The 18,338-nt window shown below is 60.4% G+C and carries 18 protein-coding genes; 6 read left to right on the top strand and 12 right to left on the bottom strand.

From position 1 onward, the window contains the following. Positions 1 to 50 precede the first annotated feature (50 nt). From ACH2DG_RS08025 to ACH2DG_RS07980, 10 genes are all read right to left on the bottom strand, one after another. Positions 51 to 734 carry a chemotaxis protein CheW gene (locus tag ACH2DG_RS08025; protein ID WP_395025335.1) on the bottom strand — a complete coding sequence of 228 codons (684 nt, stop codon included), beginning with the start codon at positions 732 to 734 and terminating at the stop codon, positions 51 to 53. Next, positions 718 to 1,977: a CheR family methyltransferase gene (locus ACH2DG_RS08020; RefSeq protein ID WP_395025333.1), complete on the bottom strand. Its 1,260-nt coding sequence runs from the start codon at positions 1,975 to 1,977 to the stop codon at positions 718 to 720. Before ACH2DG_RS08020 ends, ACH2DG_RS08025 begins: the two co-directional genes overlap by 17 nt. Then, on the bottom strand, positions 1,974 to 2,456 hold the full coding sequence (locus ACH2DG_RS08015) for a chemotaxis protein CheW (RefSeq protein ID WP_395025331.1): 483 nt from the start codon (positions 2,454 to 2,456) through the stop codon (positions 1,974 to 1,976). The genes ACH2DG_RS08020 and ACH2DG_RS08015 overlap by 4 nt, the downstream gene beginning before the upstream one ends. Before the next feature lie 3 nt (positions 2,457 to 2,459). Continuing rightward, entirely contained in the window at positions 2,460 to 4,097 is a 1,638-nt protein-coding gene (locus ACH2DG_RS08010) for a methyl-accepting chemotaxis protein (RefSeq protein ID WP_395025329.1), read from the bottom strand. A gap of 489 nt (positions 4,098 to 4,586) precedes the next feature. Next, entirely contained in the window at positions 4,587 to 4,811 is a 225-nt protein-coding gene (locus ACH2DG_RS08005) for a hypothetical protein (RefSeq protein ID WP_395025327.1), read from the bottom strand. A gap of 476 nt (positions 4,812 to 5,287) precedes the next feature. Next, positions 5,288 to 6,082 (bottom strand): substrate-binding domain-containing protein, encoded by a 795-nt coding sequence (locus ACH2DG_RS08000; RefSeq protein WP_395025325.1) that lies wholly within the window; start codon positions 6,080 to 6,082, stop codon positions 5,288 to 5,290. A 249-nt stretch (positions 6,083 to 6,331) separates the two neighbouring features. Then, positions 6,332 to 7,171: an anti-sigma factor family protein gene (locus tag ACH2DG_RS07995; RefSeq protein WP_395025323.1), complete on the bottom strand. Its 840-nt coding sequence runs from the start codon at positions 7,169 to 7,171 to the stop codon at positions 6,332 to 6,334. Positions 7,172 to 7,173: 2 nt separating this feature from the next. Then, positions 7,174 to 7,710, bottom strand: coding sequence for an RNA polymerase sigma factor (locus ACH2DG_RS07990; RefSeq protein WP_395025321.1), 537 nt, complete (start codon positions 7,708 to 7,710; stop codon positions 7,174 to 7,176). A 43-nt stretch (positions 7,711 to 7,753) separates the two neighbouring features. Beyond that, on the bottom strand, positions 7,754 to 8,128 hold the full coding sequence (locus ACH2DG_RS07985) for a hypothetical protein (RefSeq protein WP_395025319.1): 375 nt from the start codon (positions 8,126 to 8,128) through the stop codon (positions 7,754 to 7,756). 101 nt (positions 8,129 to 8,229) lie between these two features. Further along, complete coding sequence (locus ACH2DG_RS07980; protein WP_395025317.1) at positions 8,230 to 9,126, bottom strand: LysR family transcriptional regulator; 897 nt, start codon at positions 9,124 to 9,126, stop codon at positions 8,230 to 8,232. A gap of 128 nt (positions 9,127 to 9,254) precedes the next feature. On the opposite strand from ACH2DG_RS07980, the gene ACH2DG_RS07975 reads away from it, so the two are divergent. From ACH2DG_RS07975 to ACH2DG_RS07965, 3 genes are all read left to right on the top strand, one after another. After that, positions 9,255 to 10,421 (top strand): agmatine/peptidylarginine deiminase, encoded by a 1,167-nt coding sequence (locus ACH2DG_RS07975; protein WP_395025315.1) that lies wholly within the window; start codon positions 9,255 to 9,257, stop codon positions 10,419 to 10,421. A gap of 24 nt (positions 10,422 to 10,445) precedes the next feature. Continuing rightward, entirely contained in the window at positions 10,446 to 11,537 is a 1,092-nt protein-coding gene (locus ACH2DG_RS07970) for an agmatine/peptidylarginine deiminase (RefSeq protein ID WP_395025314.1), read from the top strand. 454 nt (positions 11,538 to 11,991) lie between these two features. Further along, entirely contained in the window at positions 11,992 to 13,161 is a 1,170-nt protein-coding gene (locus tag ACH2DG_RS07965) for a GGDEF domain-containing protein (protein ID WP_395025313.1), read from the top strand. Positions 13,162 to 13,402: 241 nt separating this feature from the next. On the opposite strand, the gene ACH2DG_RS07960 is transcribed toward ACH2DG_RS07965, so the two are convergent. Continuing rightward, the gene (locus ACH2DG_RS07960; protein WP_395025311.1) at positions 13,403 to 14,095 is read right to left on the bottom strand and encodes an alpha/beta hydrolase; all 693 of its coding nucleotides are present in this window, start codon (positions 14,093 to 14,095) and stop codon (positions 13,403 to 13,405) included. A gap of 196 nt (positions 14,096 to 14,291) precedes the next feature. Next, positions 14,292 to 15,464 carry an IPTL-CTERM sorting domain-containing protein gene (locus ACH2DG_RS07955; protein WP_395025310.1) on the bottom strand — a complete coding sequence of 391 codons (1,173 nt, stop codon included), beginning with the start codon at positions 15,462 to 15,464 and terminating at the stop codon, positions 14,292 to 14,294. Between the two features lie 280 nt (positions 15,465 to 15,744). Between ACH2DG_RS07955 and ACH2DG_RS07950 the strand changes: the two genes are divergently transcribed. From ACH2DG_RS07950 to ACH2DG_RS07940, 3 genes are all read left to right on the top strand, one after another. Further along, positions 15,745 to 16,248 (top strand): MgtC/SapB family protein, encoded by a 504-nt coding sequence (locus ACH2DG_RS07950; RefSeq protein ID WP_395025308.1) that lies wholly within the window; start codon positions 15,745 to 15,747, stop codon positions 16,246 to 16,248. Positions 16,249 to 16,510: 262 nt separating this feature from the next. Then, the gene (locus ACH2DG_RS07945) at positions 16,511 to 16,807 is read left to right on the top strand and encodes a hypothetical protein (protein ID WP_395025307.1); all 297 of its coding nucleotides are present in this window, start codon (positions 16,511 to 16,513) and stop codon (positions 16,805 to 16,807) included. Positions 16,808 to 17,049: 242 nt separating this feature from the next. Beyond that, positions 17,050 to 18,336 carry a TIGR03862 family flavoprotein gene (locus tag ACH2DG_RS07940; protein WP_395025305.1) on the top strand — a complete coding sequence of 429 codons (1,287 nt, stop codon included), beginning with the start codon at positions 17,050 to 17,052 and terminating at the stop codon, positions 18,334 to 18,336. Positions 18,337 to 18,338: the final 2 nt, after the last annotated feature.

Below are 18,338 nucleotides of genomic sequence, written 5' to 3'. Positions count from 1 at the left end.
CACCTTTGGAGCACAGACGGCGCTGTGGAACACTGGCGTGGCTTGCTGGCTCATCGGAGGCTCCTCAACAAGGCCTGCGACAGGAGATCGGCATCGAGCACGGTGACACTGCGCTGCTGCCATTGCGTGACGGCAGAGGCCAGCTGGCTTGCAGCCAGGCCGCTGGCATGGCTGGTTTTCTGCAGCATGGCGTTCGCCAGCGTGTAGATGCCTTCCACGGCCTGGACCTCGGTGACCAGCGCACCGCCGGGGGCATCCAGGATCAGCATGCGAGGCCGGTCCTGCGGCGTGGCTTCGGTGGCCAGCCCCAGCACCACCTCCAGCGCCAGGCAGGGAACCAGCGTGCCCCGCACATTGCACAGGCCGCGCAGCGATCGGTTGCGGGGGTAAGGCAATCCATGAACGGGCACCGGCACGGAAACCTCCAGCAACAGCGTGGAGGGAACGGCCAGCCAGTTTTGCCCCATGCGAAAGATCAGGGCCGACAGTGTGCCGCCTTCCGTCTGCGGGTCGGGCTGCTGGTCGTCGGCGGAGAAGTCATCTATCGCCTCCAGCTGCAACTCATGCCGATCGAGCAGCTGGGAGGCTGCCTCGGCATGGCGCTCGCAGTTATGGCAGTGCACATGCTGGAGCAGCCGCTCGCAGGAGCGGTCGCCGCGAACACCGATGCGCTGCCAGCAGGCATCAATCGCCGGGGGCTCAGGCGTGAAAAGGGAATCAGGACTTGCCGGCATCGTGGGTTTCTCGTTGCTTCAGCCGCTGCTGCAATCGCGCCGCGCCGCTGTGGTCTCCATGCGTCACCAGAAGAGCTGCCAGGTGAGCCAGCGCGCGGGCGTGGTAGGGCTCCAGATAGAGGGCCTTGCGGTAGTGACGCAGTGCCGCATCGGTCTGGCCTGCGCCGTCACAGATCAAACCCCACCAGAAGAACAACTCGGCGGACGGCCCATGCTGAGCCAACTGCTGCGCGCAGGCGCCAAGCGCCTCTGCGCTGCGCCCCGCATTGGCGAGCGCGGCAATTTTGCTCAGGCCGGCGGCGGCATCCGCTCCGGGCGACGCTTCTCCTCTGGTGGCGGGTGACGGCGCCGGATGGCGCGCTGCCGCCGTGGCACGGGGCGGCACCGGCAATGGGATTCTCGGCCTGGTCGCTGCGGGCAACATCGGGCGCGGTGCCATCTGGGGGCTGGACGGGCTGCGCCGGCGGAATGCGAAACTATGCGCTGCGTCGAGCGACTCGAAGCCTTGCTGGCTCAGCATGCCTGCTTCAGCAGGCCCGGCAAACAGCAGCCCATCGGTGTGCAACCAGCGCTTGAGATTGGTCAAGGCACGCAATTGCGTGGGCTGGTCGAAGTAGATCAGCAGATTGCGACAAAACACGATGTCGTAGGTCAGAAGCGAAGGCGACACGATGCTGTCGAGGATGTTGCCGCACTGAAAGTTCACCATGGCGCGCAACCTCTCGTGAATGCGGTGGGTGCCGTCCTCTTCCCGTTGAAAGTAGCGCTCGCGGATGTCCGGGTCATCGCCGCGAAAGGCGTTCACGCCATATCTGCCCAGCGCCGCCTGTTCTATGCCGCGCTGGCTGATATCCAGTGCATCGATCTGAAACTGCTCTGCAGAAAAATCGGCATCGAGCATGGCGATTGCCATGGAATAGGGCTCCTCGCCACTGGAGCAGGGCAGGCTGAGCAGGCGCAGGGGCCGCCCGATGGGGAGCCTGCGCTGCAGCGCCCGCGCCTGCGTTGCCAGCAGGGCGAATGATTCCGGGTAGCGAAAGAACCAGGTCTCCGGAACCACAATGCTCTCGATCAGGGCACGTTGTTCCGTGGGCGATTGGCGGACATGGCTCCAGTAGGCCTCTTCATCCATGGAGTTGGCCTTCAGCCGTTGCCGCAGCGCGCGCTCGACCGCACCCCGGCCCAACGTGCTCGCATCAAGCCCGATGAGCGACCGCAGAAGTTGTTCCAGTCTTTCAATCATGCTTGCCTGTCTTCCGGCGGAAACAGCATTTGGGCAACGTCCGGAGGCAACAGCCCTTCGATGGAGATGCGTTGGATCACATCACCCGGGCCCTGGGCCTGCACCGAGCCGAGGTAGGATCCTCCTGCATCCAGGCCCATGGGTTGCTGCGCGAGGCTGGGCAGGCGTACCACCTGGTTGGCCTTTTCGAGGATCAGGCCCAGGGACTGGGTGGGTGAATAGTGCAGCAGCACCAGGCGGGTGTTGATGCTGTGCCGGGCCATGTGGCCAAAGATGCGCTGGCACAGATCCAGCACCGGAATGATCTCGCCACGGTAGGACAGCAGCCCCGCCACCCAGGCCGGAGCCTCTGGCACATGCTTGAGCCGTTGCAGGGGCATGACTTTGCGCACCACGCTGGCAGGCAGCGCGTAGCGGTCGGCACCCAGGCTGAACAGCAGGTGCAGCGGCACAGGTTCCGGTGCTGAAGTCAATGCCACAATTCAGACCTTGAAGCGGCTGACTCCGCTGCGCAGGTTGTTGGCGACATCGCTCATGTTTTCAATGGCCATGCCAGCCTGGTGCAGTGATTCGACGGTCTGACCGCTCGCCTCGGTCAGCTGGCTCAGTGCCTGTTCAATCTGCTCGGCACCGCTGGATTGGGTCTGCATGCCTTCGCTGACCTGCTGCATCTGCGGGGCCAGAACCTGAACCTCGTGGATGATCTGGGACAGCTGGTCGCCGACCTGGGTCATTTCGCTATTGCCACGGCGCATTTCCTCGGAGAACTTCTCCATGCCCATGACGCCTGCGGACACGGCAGACTGAATTTCGCGCACCATCTGTTCAATGTCGTAGGTGGCGACGGCGGTCTGGTCCGCCAGGCGGCGTACCTCGGTGGCCACCACGCCGAACCCGCGGCCATATTCACCCGCCTTCTCGGCTTCGATGGCGGCATTCAGGGAGAGCAGGTTGGTCTGGTCGGCCACCTTGACGATGGTGGTGACGACCTGGTTGATGCCGCCGGCCTTTTCGTTGAGCAGGGCAAGCTTGGCGTTGACCAGTTCGGAGGCGCTGGTCAGCTCCTGCATCACCTCTGCCATGCGCACCACGCCTCGGTGGCCGGAGCCAGCCAGCGTCGCGGTCTGCTCGGAGCGGGCCGAGACGTCGCCCATGGTGCGCACCAGTTCGCGAGAGGTCGCGGCGATCTGGCGCGAGGTTGCGCCAATTTCACTGGTGGTGGCGGCAGTTTCCGTCACCGTGGCCTGCTGCTGCTTGGTGGTGGCGGCGACCTCGGTGATGGATGTGGTCAGTTGCACAGAAGAGCGCTGCGCTTGCACCACCAATTCACGCAACGACGTCACCATGCCGTTGAAGCCTTCTTCAATGGCGGCAAACTCATCGCGGCGGCTGAGGTTGAGCTTGCTGGACAGGTCGCCGGTGCCCAGGGTCTTCATGGCGGCCAGCGTCGCCTCAATGGGGCGCATGATCGAGCGGTGCAGCAGCAGGCCGCAGACGATGGCCAGCACCAGAGCCAGCACCAGGGCACCGACGGCCAGGCGCTGGTTGGAGCCCGCGATCTCCTGCATTTTCTCCATGGCCTCGATCACTTCATGCTGGTTCATGTCGACAATGCCGCTGACCTGCTCCTGGGCCTTGCGCCACTGCGGCAGCATCTGCTCATTGCGCAATTGCGCAGCCTGCGCTATCTGGCCACGATCCAGAAAGTCCACCAGCTGATGCGCGTTCTTCTGGTATTCATCCCGCGTGCGCGCGAACTCTGCAGTCGCGTCTCGGTCTACCTGGCGGGTGATGGTGGAGAGGTAGCTGGAATAGGCCTTGTCCAGGCTGGCTTCAATGGCGTTCAGCCTCGCCTTTCTTTCGGTGAGCACATCGCTGGCGCGCGATGCATTCGTCTCGGCATCCCGCAGCAGATTGAGCGTCTGGTAGAAATGGAAGGCCAGATCCTGGCGCATCTGGCCTGCAAAGCCCATGCCCGCCAGATCCGAAGAGAGAACTTCGGCTGCCCGCTCGTGGTTGGAAGCCGCACGCAAATAGAAGGTGGCGGACATGCCGAACATCACCGCAATAATGAGTGCAAAACTGGCGGAAATCCGCTGGCTGACTGTTAGACCTCTCATCGTATGTCTTTCTGTAGAGCGTGCTCAAATTGTAATGGGCTGTGAGTTTTCATTCACATTTAATTACGGCGTGCGGCTTATGTTACATAGGCCGAATGGGGAATCAAATCACTCCAGGCTCCAGGCTGCAGACGTAGTTATATCCCGCCTCAGCTCCTGCGACTATGGCAATAGAGCATGTCCAAAGCATTTGGGGCTTGATGCATGGCACTATGTTTGTTGTTTTCCTAATACCAATCGATGCGACATCACCAGTACGGATGCGGGTATGCACGCTATTGCGCATGCAATTAAGACCATGAGATGGAGATGGCCCGCGGGAACGACAGCAAACACGGCAACTGCAACAAAGCGGCCACCGCACTGGCGTTTGCCCATGGTGGCCTGAATTCGCTTTCTGCTCTGCAGCCACCCATGCATTGAAAGGTATCAGCCTCTCGTCAGGTTCGCGCCAAGGCGTTTTGCAGAGGGCCCCTAGGATACATGCATTCAATCACCCCGCAGGGCTTTATTGCGCCTGGCTTCCCGGTAGATGTATCCGCCAATTTCAGCAAGGGCCCGCATTTCGGGCTCTGACAGATAGCCCTCGACATCGTGCATCAGGCGAGCAAGCAGGGCCAGTGGCGTGTCCAGCTCGAACGGTTCACCCCTTGTATCCAATGCCTGCGCACAGCGCTTGAAATCATCGACGAATGGCTTGAACTCCTGATCCATGGCCCCTCCAGCCCTCCGTAGAGATCGTAAACACGTTCTTCGTTGGAGGCTGAAAAAATGCCACCCGGAGGTGGCAAAGTTCACTGTAAAAAGGCCGATCCTGGAGTGCAGGATGTCGTGCAGAAGCATTTGGGAGAGGGAGAGGCACGAACTCGGCACAAATCTCTGTGGAAATATTAGCCTAAATCTATCAATTTGATAGTTTTGTTTGTGTCTTATTCGCTACCAATTGGTAAAAAAAGAGCCCGCATTCTGCGGGCTCAAGCTTGGGCTAGCTCTGATGTGCTTCTTCTCCACTCCCTCTCCGGAGTAATAGCATCATAGATCAAATGAATCAAAAAATGAATTCGATTGTTTTAACAAATGTAAGCCCAATGTAAGAAATCCGCCTTGCACCTTCTTGCACTGTCTGGGGGGCAAAGGAGAGGCGTGCAGGAAGGGCCGACAGGTGTTTTGCTCCTGAGAACGGTGGCATCTCAGGGTGTTTTCCAGCCCCACTTGGCAAAAATGGCTTGCCCGGCAGACGATTGCAGAAATTTCACGAATTCCTTTGCCTCGGGAAGTTCTGCTCCCCGATGGGTCAGCACAACACCCGTATCCCGGTAGATACGGAAGGGCTCGTCCATCTCGACAAGTTGGGCCAGTTCCGGGTTCGCCACCTGCCATATGTTCCAGATCAGCCACACATCGATCTCTGCCTGCTCGATCCAGCGTTTGCGTGCCTCGGCGCTGTTGGCCGCTTCGGGCAGAAGCAGGTTCTTTCTGAAGGCGCGCAGCGTATCGATATCGCCGGTGCGGCCGGCCACGTCTTCCCACAGACCGTTCTGGCCGGCGCCTGCAACGGCAAGAACCTTGATGCCGGGGGCGAGCACATCGCGGAAGCCTTGGATGCCCTTGGGATTGCCGGGCCTCACCAGGATGGCAACAGGCCGCAGGTACAGGGGCTCTGCGTCCCGCAGGTCGAAGACGCCGGGCATGGCCTTGGCGAAATCGCCCATCATGTTTTCGGCGCCGCTGAATACCACGTGGGCATCGTTTCTGGCCTTGTCCACCCACTGCGGCGTAGGCCCGGCGACGATGTTGACCGTGACCTTCCTGGCTTCGCCAAATTCCTTGGCTGCCTGCTTCATGGCCGGGGCGGGGCCGCCGGGCCCATATACGTTGATCACCGGATCGGCGTGGGCAACATGGGATACGGCGAGGCCGATGCATGCTGCCAGCGAGACCAGCAGTGACTGGAAGGAAAGGCGAAAGTGTCGGGGTTGTTTCATGGTGCTTGTTCAATCGGGTTCAAAGAGGCAAGGCCCGGGCGCGGGTCTTTCAGCCCTGCGCATGCAGGCCGAGCCAGCAATGGATGGAAAAGATGCATTGAGGCGGGGTGATACCTTCGATGGACGCTTGAGGGGGGCGGAATATTCCAGTCCCGCGCACAGAGTGGGCTGTGATACGGCAGGGAGCCTGCATAGGCATGTCGCCAGAAGCACGCCTGCAGCCGTCTGGCTGCAGCGTGTTTCGCCGCCTCACCCGTGCTTGAGCTGCCGGTAGACCTCTTGCGAGACCCGCATCAGCTCTGCCTTGTCGGCGCCCGCAGAGATGGCGTAGCCCAGGTGGTCCTCCACCCAATAGAACACGTTGACGGGGCCATCCTGGCCGAACTTGAATTGCGCATCGCCTTGGCTTGGAACCTCGCGTGTCACATAGAGCGTCAGGCGCTGTCCGGCAGGGGTGCCGTACATGAACTGGGCGACCGGGCCATTGCCGCCGGGCAGAAGGCGCCCACCCATCAATTCATAGCCCAGCCCGGCCAATTGAGGTGGGCGTACTTCCGTCCCCATGCGTTTGGTGAGCCAGGTGACAAGTGCCTGCTCCTGGTCGGCACCAATTTCCACGGGCCGCCGGACATCCGGGCTGTACACGACGTGGGCAATGGCTGCGCGCTGCGCAAACCCACTCAAGGCGCCATTGCTCGCAGCCACCACCTGGGCGTGGCGCGCCAGGGCAAGCCGTGTCGTCTCTGCATCGACCGCGCCCCGGATGGACCATGCCGACCCTGCGCTGACAACCGCAATCACCACCCCGGCTGCCAGGCTGCGCCACGGAAACCTTGCTGCCGCTGGTCGGAGTGGCAGGCCAAGCGGCAAAGGCTCGTCAAGCACGGGGGCCAGCATTTCGCGCAGGCGCGCATTCTGCTGCTGCCAATCCTGCACACGGGCATGCTCTTGCGGGTGCTCCGCAAGGTATTGTTCCACCTGGATGCGCCGCGCATGGGTCAGTTGCTGGTCTGCATAGGCGTGCAGATCGGCTTCTGTGACGGGCGGCATCGTGCTGGAGTCGAGGGCCTTGATCTGTGGGGTGTCCATGATCACTTCACGCGTTGAATTCTGTGGGAGGCGACCGTGACCTTGTCCGGGCTGCTGCCGCTGGCGGCGATCTCATCGCGCAAGCGGGCACGGGCGCGGGAGAGCCGGGACATCACGGTGCCTATCGGCACGCCGACGACAGTGGCCACCTCCTGGTAGCTGAGCTCTTCGACACTGACAAGCAGCAGCACCTCCCGCTGCTCGGGAGGGAGCCGTTGCAACAGGCGATCGAGATCACGCACTTCCAGCGCGTCGGCCTGCTGCGGCCGCTGGGGCATTTCAGGAAGGTCGTCACCCACGCTGTCCTCGGGCCGGCTACGCTGCGCACGGATGCGATCAATGAACTGGTTGTGCATGATGCCGAACATCCAGGCCCGCAGTTCACTGTGCTTTTGCCACATGGAAAAGCGCGACCAGGCGCGCTCCAGCGTATCTTGCACCAGGTCGTCAGCCCGGTCAGGGTCTGACATCAGCCCGCGGGCATAACGCCGCAGGCTGGGGATGCAGGCAACGATCTCGGCTTCGTCCTGTGCGCGCATAGAAGTCCAGGCAAGTTCCATCCAGATCAGCAGTGGCTGCGGCTTACTTGATGACGTGCCACACGCCCTTGAAATTGTCGCCCGTTGCGTCGCCCGCCTTCTTGTCTGCGGCATAGGTATACAGCGGCTTGCCCTTGTGGGCCCATTGCTTGCTGCCGTCGTCGCGGGTGATCACGCTGAAGTCGCCTTCGGGTTTTGCATCGGCCGAGGCAGAGACTGCCGGCCACAACGCGATGCAGGGGCCATTGCACATGCTCTTGTTGCTGCCGGCCACGTCCTTGTCGAAGGTATAGAGCGTCATGCCGCTGGCATTGACGAGCACGCCGCCCGCCATGGTGGCGACAGGTTCGGCCTGGGCTACGGAAGCAAAAGTGGCTGCAAGAGCTAAGGCCAGCACGGGGAGACTGCGGATTTTCATGGCGTATATCTTTCAAGATGAGGTGTAGGTATCCAGGTAGACGTACGCCGGGCATTCAATATTCCACGGTGGCCGTAAATTTTTTCGGTGCCTCGCCACAGTCAAGGTTTGGGCTCCAGGCCTTCGGAGATGAGCCATTGGAATACCTGTGAGACGATGGGAGAGCGCGCCTGCCCGGCAACCCCGGACAGCCACCAGGTCGCCCCGGGCAGACGAGGGTACTGCTCAAGAATCTGCAACTGGCCGCGCATGAGGCTGGCATCGACGAGCAGGCGCGGCAGACAGGCGATTCCCCGGCCCTCCAGAATGGCGTCCAGCACGAGTCGCGGGTCGTCATAGATGGCGCGCTTTCGAAAGTGCACGAGTGGCCCGAGAAAGACTGCGGCCGTCGCCTCGCCGGTCAGGCTCTCTTCCAGGCAGATCAGATCGGCGTGCAGATGGTGTTGTGCCTGCGCAAGAGGGGCAAGTGTCCCGGCCAGCTCGGTATTCGCCACCAGTACCCATTCGTCCTGCAGGAATGGTCTTTCATCGAGACCCGCCTGCTGAAGCGGCCTGTCGCTGATGGCGATATCGACATCGATCTCATCGACAAACCGTGCGCTTTCGTCCACGGACAGCAGCAGGCACAGCTGCGGGTGCCGGGTTTCCAGGGCGCGCAATCTCGGCTGCAGCCAGCCGTGCAGCAATGGCGCGGGGCAAACCAGCACCACCAGGCCGGGATCCAGGTAGGTGCTGATGCGGCCCAGGCCGCTGCGCAGGACGGTGAGCGTGCGTTGAACACTGCGCAGCAGCACCTCGCCGGCAACGGTCAGCTCCACACCACGGCCTGCGCGGCGAAACAGCGGTTGCATGATCTGCTCCTCCAACTGCTGCACCTGGTGACTGATGGCCGACTGTGTCACATGCAGCTCGTCTGCCGCGCGCGAAAAACTGCCGTGCCGGGCCGCTGCCTCAAAGCCCATCAACAGTTTCAGCGAAGGAATACGATGTTCTGACATATGAGAAAAATTAATGTATTGAGGCAAATATTATCATTTGATCTCATGTCTTGATCCATCCACAATGCGACCAGCCTGATGCGGAAGGGATTTCCGTATCGATTCTGTAAGCGGACAAAGGATGGATGATGAGGACACGTCGATATTTCATGCGCCATTGCGCAGCGGGTGGCAGTGCGATTGCGGTAGGCAGCTTGCTGACCGCCTGTGGTGGCGGGGAGGGGGGAGAGGCTGAAGCCCGGCCCCCTGCGGACAACAGCAATGGCAGCGGTTCAGCTGGGCAGGGCTCTGCCGATGGCTGGCGCATGCCCGATGAGGCAGAGGCGCACAAGGCGACGTGGATGGCGTTCGGCGCCTCGGATGCCATCTGGTCACGTTCTCAAGTGCCACAGGTGCAACTGGCGCTGGCGCGCATTGCCAATGCCATTGCTGCCCATGAGCCTGTCAACATGCTGGTGCGGGAGGCAGAAATGGACAGCGCGCGGCAAATGCTTGATGCGCGCGTCGTGCTCATTCCCGCCCAGATGGACGACCTGTGGATGCGCGATACCGGCCCCGTCTTTGTACGCAAGCAAAATGGCGAGCGGGCCTGCGTCAAGTTCAATTTCAACGGTTGGGGCAAAAAGCAGCAATCCGGCTTTGACGGCAAGGTGGCCGATGAGGTCAGCGCCAAGGCGCAGCTGCCGCTGCTTGCCACGCGTCTGGTGCTGGAAGGTGGGGCACTGGAGGTCGATGGCAAGGGCACGGCCATCATCACCGAGAGCTGTGTGCTCAATGGCAACCGCAACCCAGGCTGGAGCAAGGCCGACTGCGAAGCGGAACTGGGCCGTTTGCTGGGTATTCGCAAGGTGATCTGGTTGCCGGGTATCAAGAATCGGGACATTACCGATGCGCACACGGATTTCTATGCCCGCTTTGTGCGCCCAGGCGTGGTCGTGGCACACCGGGAGATGCATCCGGACTCCTACGACTATGTGTTGACCCGGCGGCATCTGGATATCTTGCGCAGTGCCACCGATGCGGACAACCAACCGCTGCAGATCGTGGTCATCGACGGTCCTGAGCAGATCCGGCCTGGAAACAATCCGAATACCTTCGCTGCAGGCTACATCAACTACTATGCGACCAGCAGCGCCATTTTTCTGCCGGAGTTCGGGGATGTGAATGCGGATGCTGGCGCCAAGGCGATGTACATGCAGTTGTATCCAGGGCGTGAGGTGATCCAGATCAATATCGACCCCATCGCCGCTGGCGGAGGTGGCATTCATTGCACCACCCAGCAAGAAGTCATCTAAGAACCTGTTCAAAGAGAGAACAACATGCAAAGACGACAACTTCTTTCGGCAACCATGGGGCTGGTGGCAGGTACCACGGTGGGCCTGCCAGCTTTTTCTGCCCCTGCTGCCAATGCCGGATGGCGCATGCCCGACGAAGGGGAACGCCACACGGCGACCTGGATGGCTTTTGGCGCCAATGACGAGGTGTGGGGCAGGCGGCTGAAATCAGGGGCGCAGGCCAATCTGGCGCGCATCGCACAGGCCATTGCCAGCGTCGAGCCCGTGCACATGCTGGTCAACGAGCAGGATTACGACCTCGCCGCGCGGCTGTGCGGCAACAAGGTCAACCTGGTGGTGCAGCCCATTGATGACCTGTGGATGCGCGATACCGGACCGGTCTTCGTGAAAAATGCAGGCGGCGCGCTCTCTGGCGTGAACTTCAATTTCAATGGCTGGGGCAGGAAGCAGGAACACAGGGATGACGCGCGGGTCGCTGGCTTCGTCGCCGGCAGAGCCGGTATGCCTGTGCTGAAAAGCACCCTGGTGCTGGAGGGTGGCGGCATCGAAGTCGATGGCCAGGGAACGGCCATCATCACGGAAAGCTGTGTGCTGAACCCCAACCGCAACCCCGGCGTCAGCAAGGCGCAGTGCGAACAGGAACTGCAACGGGTACTGGGTATCGAGAAGGTCATCTGGCTGCCCGGCATTGCCGGCCGAGACATCACCGATGGCCACACGGATTTCTATGCCCGGTTCTGCGCGCCCGGGGTAGTGGTTGCAGGTTTTGAGAACGACACCTCGTCGCCGGAACACGCGGTCACCCAGCGCCATCTCGATATCCTGCGCAAGTCCACGGACGTGCGTGGCCGCCTGTTGAAGGTGGTGCGCATGCCAGGACCCGATTACGTACGGCCGCAATATGAGAACAAGGACTTTGCTGCCGGGTACATCAATTTCTACGTGTGCAATGGAGCGGTGATCAGCCCCGAATTTGGCCATGCGCAAGCCGACCGCAACACCAAAGCCATCCTGCGCGAGCAGTTTCCCGGGCGCGATATCGTGCAACTCAATATCGACGCCATTGCAGCCGGCGGTGGTGGGATTCACTGCACCACACAGCAGCAGCCTGCCTGAGAGCCATACCGCCACGGGCGTGGCGGCACTTTCTTCGTAGAAAATGGCCCTCTTTTGTGCAAGCAGCCAACTGCTTGCGCAGCTCTGCGGACGGCTCTGCATCCGGGGGGCACGAGCGCGGCGTTGTCGAAAGCCCGCGACCTTTTCCCTTGCACGCATCTTGGTAGAAGGCGGGCCAACTGCAGTGGGTCTTGCCTGCGCACACCCCTTCATACGATGAGCGCACGCCGCCAGGGGCTGTGAGCACCCGCTGCGAGTCTCCGCCGGGCAGGGGCCCTCTACATCAAGAGAGGAGGCCGTCACGATTGGTGGTAACTAACAACAGTTTTTCCGCCTTGGAGGAAGCCAGATTGACTCCTCTCTTGCATGAGAGAAAATAGTAAGTCAATGTTTAAAATGTTAGAGAAAGCGCCTATGTCAAAGCCCTGGAGGCAAATGAATAAGGTGGCGTCATATGCTTGATTTTATGACGGTCGCGTTATTGATTTTTATCTCTTCCGGCGTTTCTGCAGCATTGTTTTTTTATTTTCGAAAAAAAACCCATGGCAACGGTCATATGCAGCTGATGGGGGCGCTGCTGGCATATGGGTTGTCTTTTCTCTGTATGAGCTTCATGGGATCCAGAAATCAATTCTATTGGTTTCTGGTTGCCACCATATTCTATTCCTACGGCATCGTATTCACTGTCTGGTCGCTGAGAATATTTTTTGAAGAAGCAATCAATGCAAAAAAATGGATGGCCATCCCTTTATTGGTTGGTCTGGTATATTTCTTGCTGCTTGACAATGGGCCGCTGCGCACCCGATTGATCGGCGGTTTGTTTCTGCTTCAGTATTTCATCGTGATGCTTGACCTGGTCATGCTGCCACAGAGAAACCAGCTCAATGGCTGCTGGGTGGTATTTTCTTCCATTACCCTGCTGGCGCTTTCAATGGTGGTGCGGCTCTTTCAGCCCAACCTGTCGTTGTCTGCAAGACCGCTTGAAGGCGGCGCCTATGCCTTGCTTATCTCATACGCAGTTCTGTTGATATCGTTGCAGCTGATGGTCGTTGGCTATCTGATGATGCTGCATGACAAGGTCGAGACGGACCTGAACCATATGGTCAGCAAGGATGTTCTGACTGGTGTCGCAAGCCGCCGGGCCTTGATGAGCAAGCTGAAGGAGAAAATGGCCGATGCCGCCCGTGCCCAGGAGCCTTTGGGGGTCTTCATGATCGATGTGGATCATTTCAAGCGCGTGAATGACCTCTGTGGCCACCCGGAAGGCGACAGGGTTTTGTCCGCAGTCGGGCAATTCCTCACATCCGAGGTGCGCACCAGTGATTTTGTTGGGCGATACGGTGGCGAGGAGTTTGTGGTGATTTGCCCGAGAATATCGCCTGCCGAAGCCGTTCGCCTGGCCCAAAGGCTATGCAACTGCGTTGGAGAAAACATCAGCGTGAATCACCCGGCCGGATCCTGGCCCATTACCGTCAGCATTGGCATCTGCGGTTATGACTGGAGAGCGCAGGAAGAAAGTGAAAAGGCGGTTCTTTTAAAGGCAGACAAAGCACTTTACGCAGCAAAGCGAAGCGGAAGAAACAAGGTTTGCGATTTTCAATCGATTTCAGCGGAAATCATTTAAGTGCCTCTGTCGATCCTGTTGCTTACCGACTTGGTGGAAGGTATATATTCGGGGGTGTCAATGCAGAAAATTGCCTTTTGACTACCTATTTTTGTTAATTGGCGCGCTGCACATTGCAAGCCTTTGTTGTCACCCTCCCAGTATCAGGCCGGGGCGAAAAGATCAAGCAAGAGTTCTTGAATGCGCGCATTTCAGGACCAATAAAAGGGCTCTATTAAGAGCCCTCTGGATTCATCCATACTCAGGCGGCAGTAGCCACCGCCGCTTCGTCGATCAGGGCGGCAACATCCACGGGCAAGGAGGCAAGGGAGGCATGGCTTGCATTGAGCGTCACCACTTTGCGGGCATTCATGCGCCCAGACATCCATTTCTGGTTTTCGGGGGCGATCATGTGATCCTGGCTGGAGACCTGGTACCAGGAGGGTTTGTGCTTCCAGGCAGGGTCGGTCACGGGGTCGCCAAAAGTCTTTGCCAGCGGCGCCTTCTGGGTTACGGCCATTACCAGGCCCTCTTCTGCGGAAAGATCCTGGCAGAAGCTCTCATGGAACTTGTCAGCCTTCAGCCACAGATAGCCATCGCTGTCAGGCGCCAGATTCGGTGCTGCAACGGGCAGGTGCTGCTGCGTGATGCCGCCCGGGCTTTCCCCGGCATCGGGGGCAAATGCCGCAATGTAGACCAGCGCCTTCACATCGGGATGGTTGCCCGCCTCGCTGATGACCGCGCCGCCATACGAGTGGCCTGCGAGCACCACCGGGCCATTGACCTGCGCAATCATCTTGCGTGTTCTTTCCGCATCGTCGGCGAGGGAGGTCAATGGGTTTTCCACTGCGCGGATGTCCGTGTAACCACGCCTGCTCAGCTCAAGTATCACCTTGGCCCAATGGGCGGCACCGCCCCAGAAGCCGTGCACTAGTATGACCGTTGGTTTGCTCATGGCGCTATCTCTCCCTTTCACTCGGGTGACCTGGGTTGGTGGAGGCTCTGGCACTGCCGCGCACCCAGCATGCGCGTCAGAACAGCCGCGAATGTCAGGCCCCATGATGGATGGACAGCGGCATCAGGTCAACTCGGTGCGGGAACCAGGTAAGTGTTCGAGGGCAAAAGAAAACCACCCGAAGGTGGTTGTCGTTTCAGACGGATTGCCTGCGGATTGCTCCGATGCCCAGCAGGGCAAGCAAGGCAGCCAGTCCCATCAAGGCCCACTCACCCAGCGTTGGAACATTGGCGGGTTGCGCAGGCGGTTTGGGAGGGGCGACGATCTTGCTGGATGCCGCACTGCAGGTTTCCGTGCCTGGTGAGGTGCCGGTCTTTGCGGCCGGGGTCACACAGTAGTAGAGGTACATGTCCGCATCTGCGGCCTGCAGCGTGTACGACGTGCTTGCCGCCGCGCCGCCCGTAGTGCCACTGGCGACGGTGGTGCCGTCGCCGGAGCTGGCAATCGATGCATTGGGGCTGGTGACGAACTTGAAGGCGGTTCCTGCGGGGTCTTCCACATCCGATTCGGTGTCCGCATAGGTGTAGGTTCCCGTCATGGTGGAGCCGACCTGGGTGGTTCCCGAGATGGCGGGCACTGCAGTGGGTGCAACATTCGGGGCACATGCATTGGTGCCGGAGATGGCTGCGGCAAATCCCATGAAGGGCCGGCTGCTCTTGACGTAGACGGTGAGGGTGTTGGCACCGGGCTGCCAGTCGGGCGAGGCCATGCTGGCAATCGTCAGCCAGCGGCCGGTGCCAAATCCGTTGTAGTTGAACTGGTTGGTTCCACCGGCTTGTGGCAAGCCCCAGGTGCCGGCCCCACGCGCGAGCTGTGATTTGCCGTTGATGAAGATATCGACGACGGAGTTGTCTGCGCTGTAGGTCATCGAGGGCTGAAAGCCGCCCAGGGAAACGGTGGATGCAAGATTGAACTGCACCTGGAAGAGCCCATCGATGTTGCCGAAGTTCGAGCCATCGGTGTAGGGCTGGCTGCCAAAGGCGTCCATGCCGATCCATTTGGCGGTGCTGCTGTTGGCGGGCGTGCTGCTCCAGCTTGCTGTAGGGCTGGTCACCAGCTTCGCAGCACCAAATGCGCCCCAGTTGACAGGATCGCTGCCGGAGTAGGTGGGCAGGTATTGAAACTTCCAGTTCAGGTCTGTCGCAGGGTCGCCTGCACTGGTCTGCCCCGTGTTGAGTTGCGCAACGGAATCGGGCTTGCAGTCGATCGTCGGCAGCACCTGGGCTTGAACCTGCCCGGCAAACCAGAGGCCCGCCAGCAAGGATGAGGCGGCCCATCTGGCGCTGGTCAATTTATTGATTCGCGACATTTATAGCCTTTATCTATTAAAAACAGAAAACCATTCTAAATATAAATTTGCAAAATTTATCTATGAAATTCAATCAATTCTTAACGACCAGGCTGGAGTGAGCAACGCGGCCGGCACTGGAACGGACGACGTGAGGGTATGGGTTTGCAGCAGCATTGCCGTTGAATGCCTCTCTGCAATGGGGCGCCGCCACACTGAAAAGCCCATGCGTGTCCTACGTGGGCAACGGTGAGGGCGCACTAGGATCTGGGGTCTGCTTGCAACTGGAGGGCGCTGCGCCATGAACCCCACCGATTCTGCCGTCACCGTGATCTGGAACACGATTGCCAAGGAACTGTCCGACCTGCCTGACCTGGAGCAGGCGACACGCATTGTCTTCAAGCTGGTACTGGCGGCGCTGTTGGGTGGCCTGCTGGGGTTTGAGCGCGAAGCCAGTGGCAAGGCGGCGGGTTTGCGCACGCATATGCTGGTAGCCATGGGGGCGGCCATGTTTTTGGCGATTGCGCAGTTGCTGGGCGTGAATGCGCAGGAGTCCAGCCGGGTGATGCAGGGCGTGATTGCGGGCGTGGGCTTCTTGGGCGCAGGGGCGATCCTGAAATCGTCCAAAGGCGGTGAGGAAGATGTGAAGGGGCTCACGACAGCGGCTGGCATCTGGTTCACCGCCGCCATTGGCGTCGCCGTCGGTGTCGGCGAGGAGTCTGCCGCCATCTTCTGCACGGTGATTGCGCTTATCGTGCTGATGGTGGTGCCCTGGCTCACCAAGGACCGTCGAACCAAAAAATAGAGCTTTACTTTGATTTATTCAGCTATTTGATATATAGCTAATATCGATGCTGGCTGGGCGCATGGCCTATGGTTTCGCAGAGTCCGAATTTTTCATGCGCCACCTTGATCAGGCACGGATTTTTTCTGCAGCCGACGCGAAGTTGGTCTACCGCGACAGGCGATATTCTTTGTTGCGGTACATTCTGAGGCAGGGGAAACCCCACTGGCCAGCCGTATAAAAATGACGGGCTGGGCTCGCTGAGTGAGGAGAAAATTCTGCTATGGGTTTCGTAATCGATCTGATTCTCGGTATTTTCGAATTTGTCCTGGATGTTCTGTTGCTCAGGCATCTGCGTGGTAAGGCAGGCCACGCCCCTCGCAGTGTGGCTGATGACGCCATGGCAGTTGCGCACTTCGACTATGTAACGCTGGTATGGGTGGCATTGGTCACCGTTGGGCTGATGTTCGTTCTGATTTTTGCTTTCGATGTGCCGGTGGCCTGGGGTATCGGTATCGGACTGGTCGTGGCTGCCGTCTGGGGATGCCGAAAGTACTACCAGCTGATCCGGCAGGAATAGCGACCTCGGTGACGATGGACTGCTTGGTGGCTGGTGGCTTTTGCGGCGTCACTCTGCTACAGCTGCGTGCGTCGTCATTTGTTGAATCTCGCACCAGACGCCAGTGCATTGGCAATCGCGCAATGCCGAAGAGCCTGAACACAGGGCATTGCCATTTTGCACTGAACGTACCGAATTCCGCCCACAGGGCATTGCAGTTGGTGTAAGGTTCGCCCCCTTGCTGTTTTCGATTGCGCCTTGCCATGACGGTGTCTGTTACTTCCTTCCCTGCCCTCGATGTTGCTGTTGTCGGCGGTGGCCCCGCAGGCCTGATGGCGGCGCACCGCCTTGCGACGCAAGGTCTGAATGTGACGGTGTTTGACGGCAGTGCATCGGTGGGCCGCAAGTTTCTGCTGGCGGGGCGCGGCGGCCTCAACCTGACCCATTCGGAGCCGGCCGAGCCCTTTGTCGGCCGTTACGGAACCCAGCAGGGCGTGGTGGGGGATTGGCTCAACGACTTTGGCCCGCAGCACGTGCAGGACTGGGCGCATGGCCTGGGCATTGAGACCTTTGTGGGCACGTCGGGCCGCGTCTTTCCCACCGATATGAAAGCGGCGCCATTGCTGCGCAGCTGGCTGGTGGCGATGCGCGCGGCCGGTGTGCGCTTTGCGATGCGCCACCGCTGGCTGGGTTTTGGCGAGAACAATGCCCTGCGCTTTGCCACGCCGGAAGGCGAGGCGGCGGTGCAGGCCCGCGCCACGGTGCTGGCCCTGGGCGGCGGCAGCTGGGCCCGGCTGGGCTCGGACGGCGCCTGGGTCCCGGTGCTGCAGAAGGCGGGTGTCGACGTGGCGCCACTGCAGGCGGCCAATTGTGGCTTTGAGGTGCGCATGCAGCGCGACGCCGGTGGCGCGCTGCAGGCCGGGTGGTCGCCATTTTTCAGCACCAAGTTCGCGGGCCAGCCTTTCAAGTCGGTGGCTATCACTTTTGATAGCAAGAGCGGCAGCCCGTTTGTGCGCAAGGGCGAGTTTGTGGCCACGGAGCAGGGGGTTGAAGGCAGTCTGGTGTATGCGGTCTCCAGCGCCTTGCGCGAAGCCATCCACGCCGAGGGCAGCGCCACGTTCACTGTCGATCTGCTGCCGCACCACAGTGCAGAGCGTGTGCTGGCCGAAGTGCGTCACCCGCGCGGCTCGCGCAGCCTTGCCAACCATCTCAAAGGCCGCCTGGGCCTGGATGGCATCAAGGCCGCGCTCTTGTTCGAGGTGCTGGGCAAGGACGGCATGCAGGACGCCGGGCGCCTCGCAGCAGCCATCAAGGCTGCCCCCATCACCGTGACGGCCACGCGACCCTTGGACGAAGCCATCAGTACTGCCGGCGGTGTGGCATTTGCGGGTTTGACGCCGGGTCTCATGTGCCAGGCCAAGCCGGGCCTGTTCTGCGCGGGCGAGATGCTCGATTGGGAAGCGCCCACGGGAGGCTATCTGCTGACCGCAGCCCTGGCCAGCGGCGTGCGCGCGGCGCAGGGCGTGGAGCAGTTCCTGGAAGGCCGCTGAAC

The organism is Comamonas odontotermitis, from assembly GCF_040396735.1.
Lineage (GTDB): Bacteria > Pseudomonadota > Gammaproteobacteria > Burkholderiales > Burkholderiaceae_C > Comamonas > Comamonas odontotermitis_C.
The sequence above is the reverse complement of the archived record's forward strand: the minus strand, read 5'-3'. Positions and strand labels throughout refer to the sequence as shown.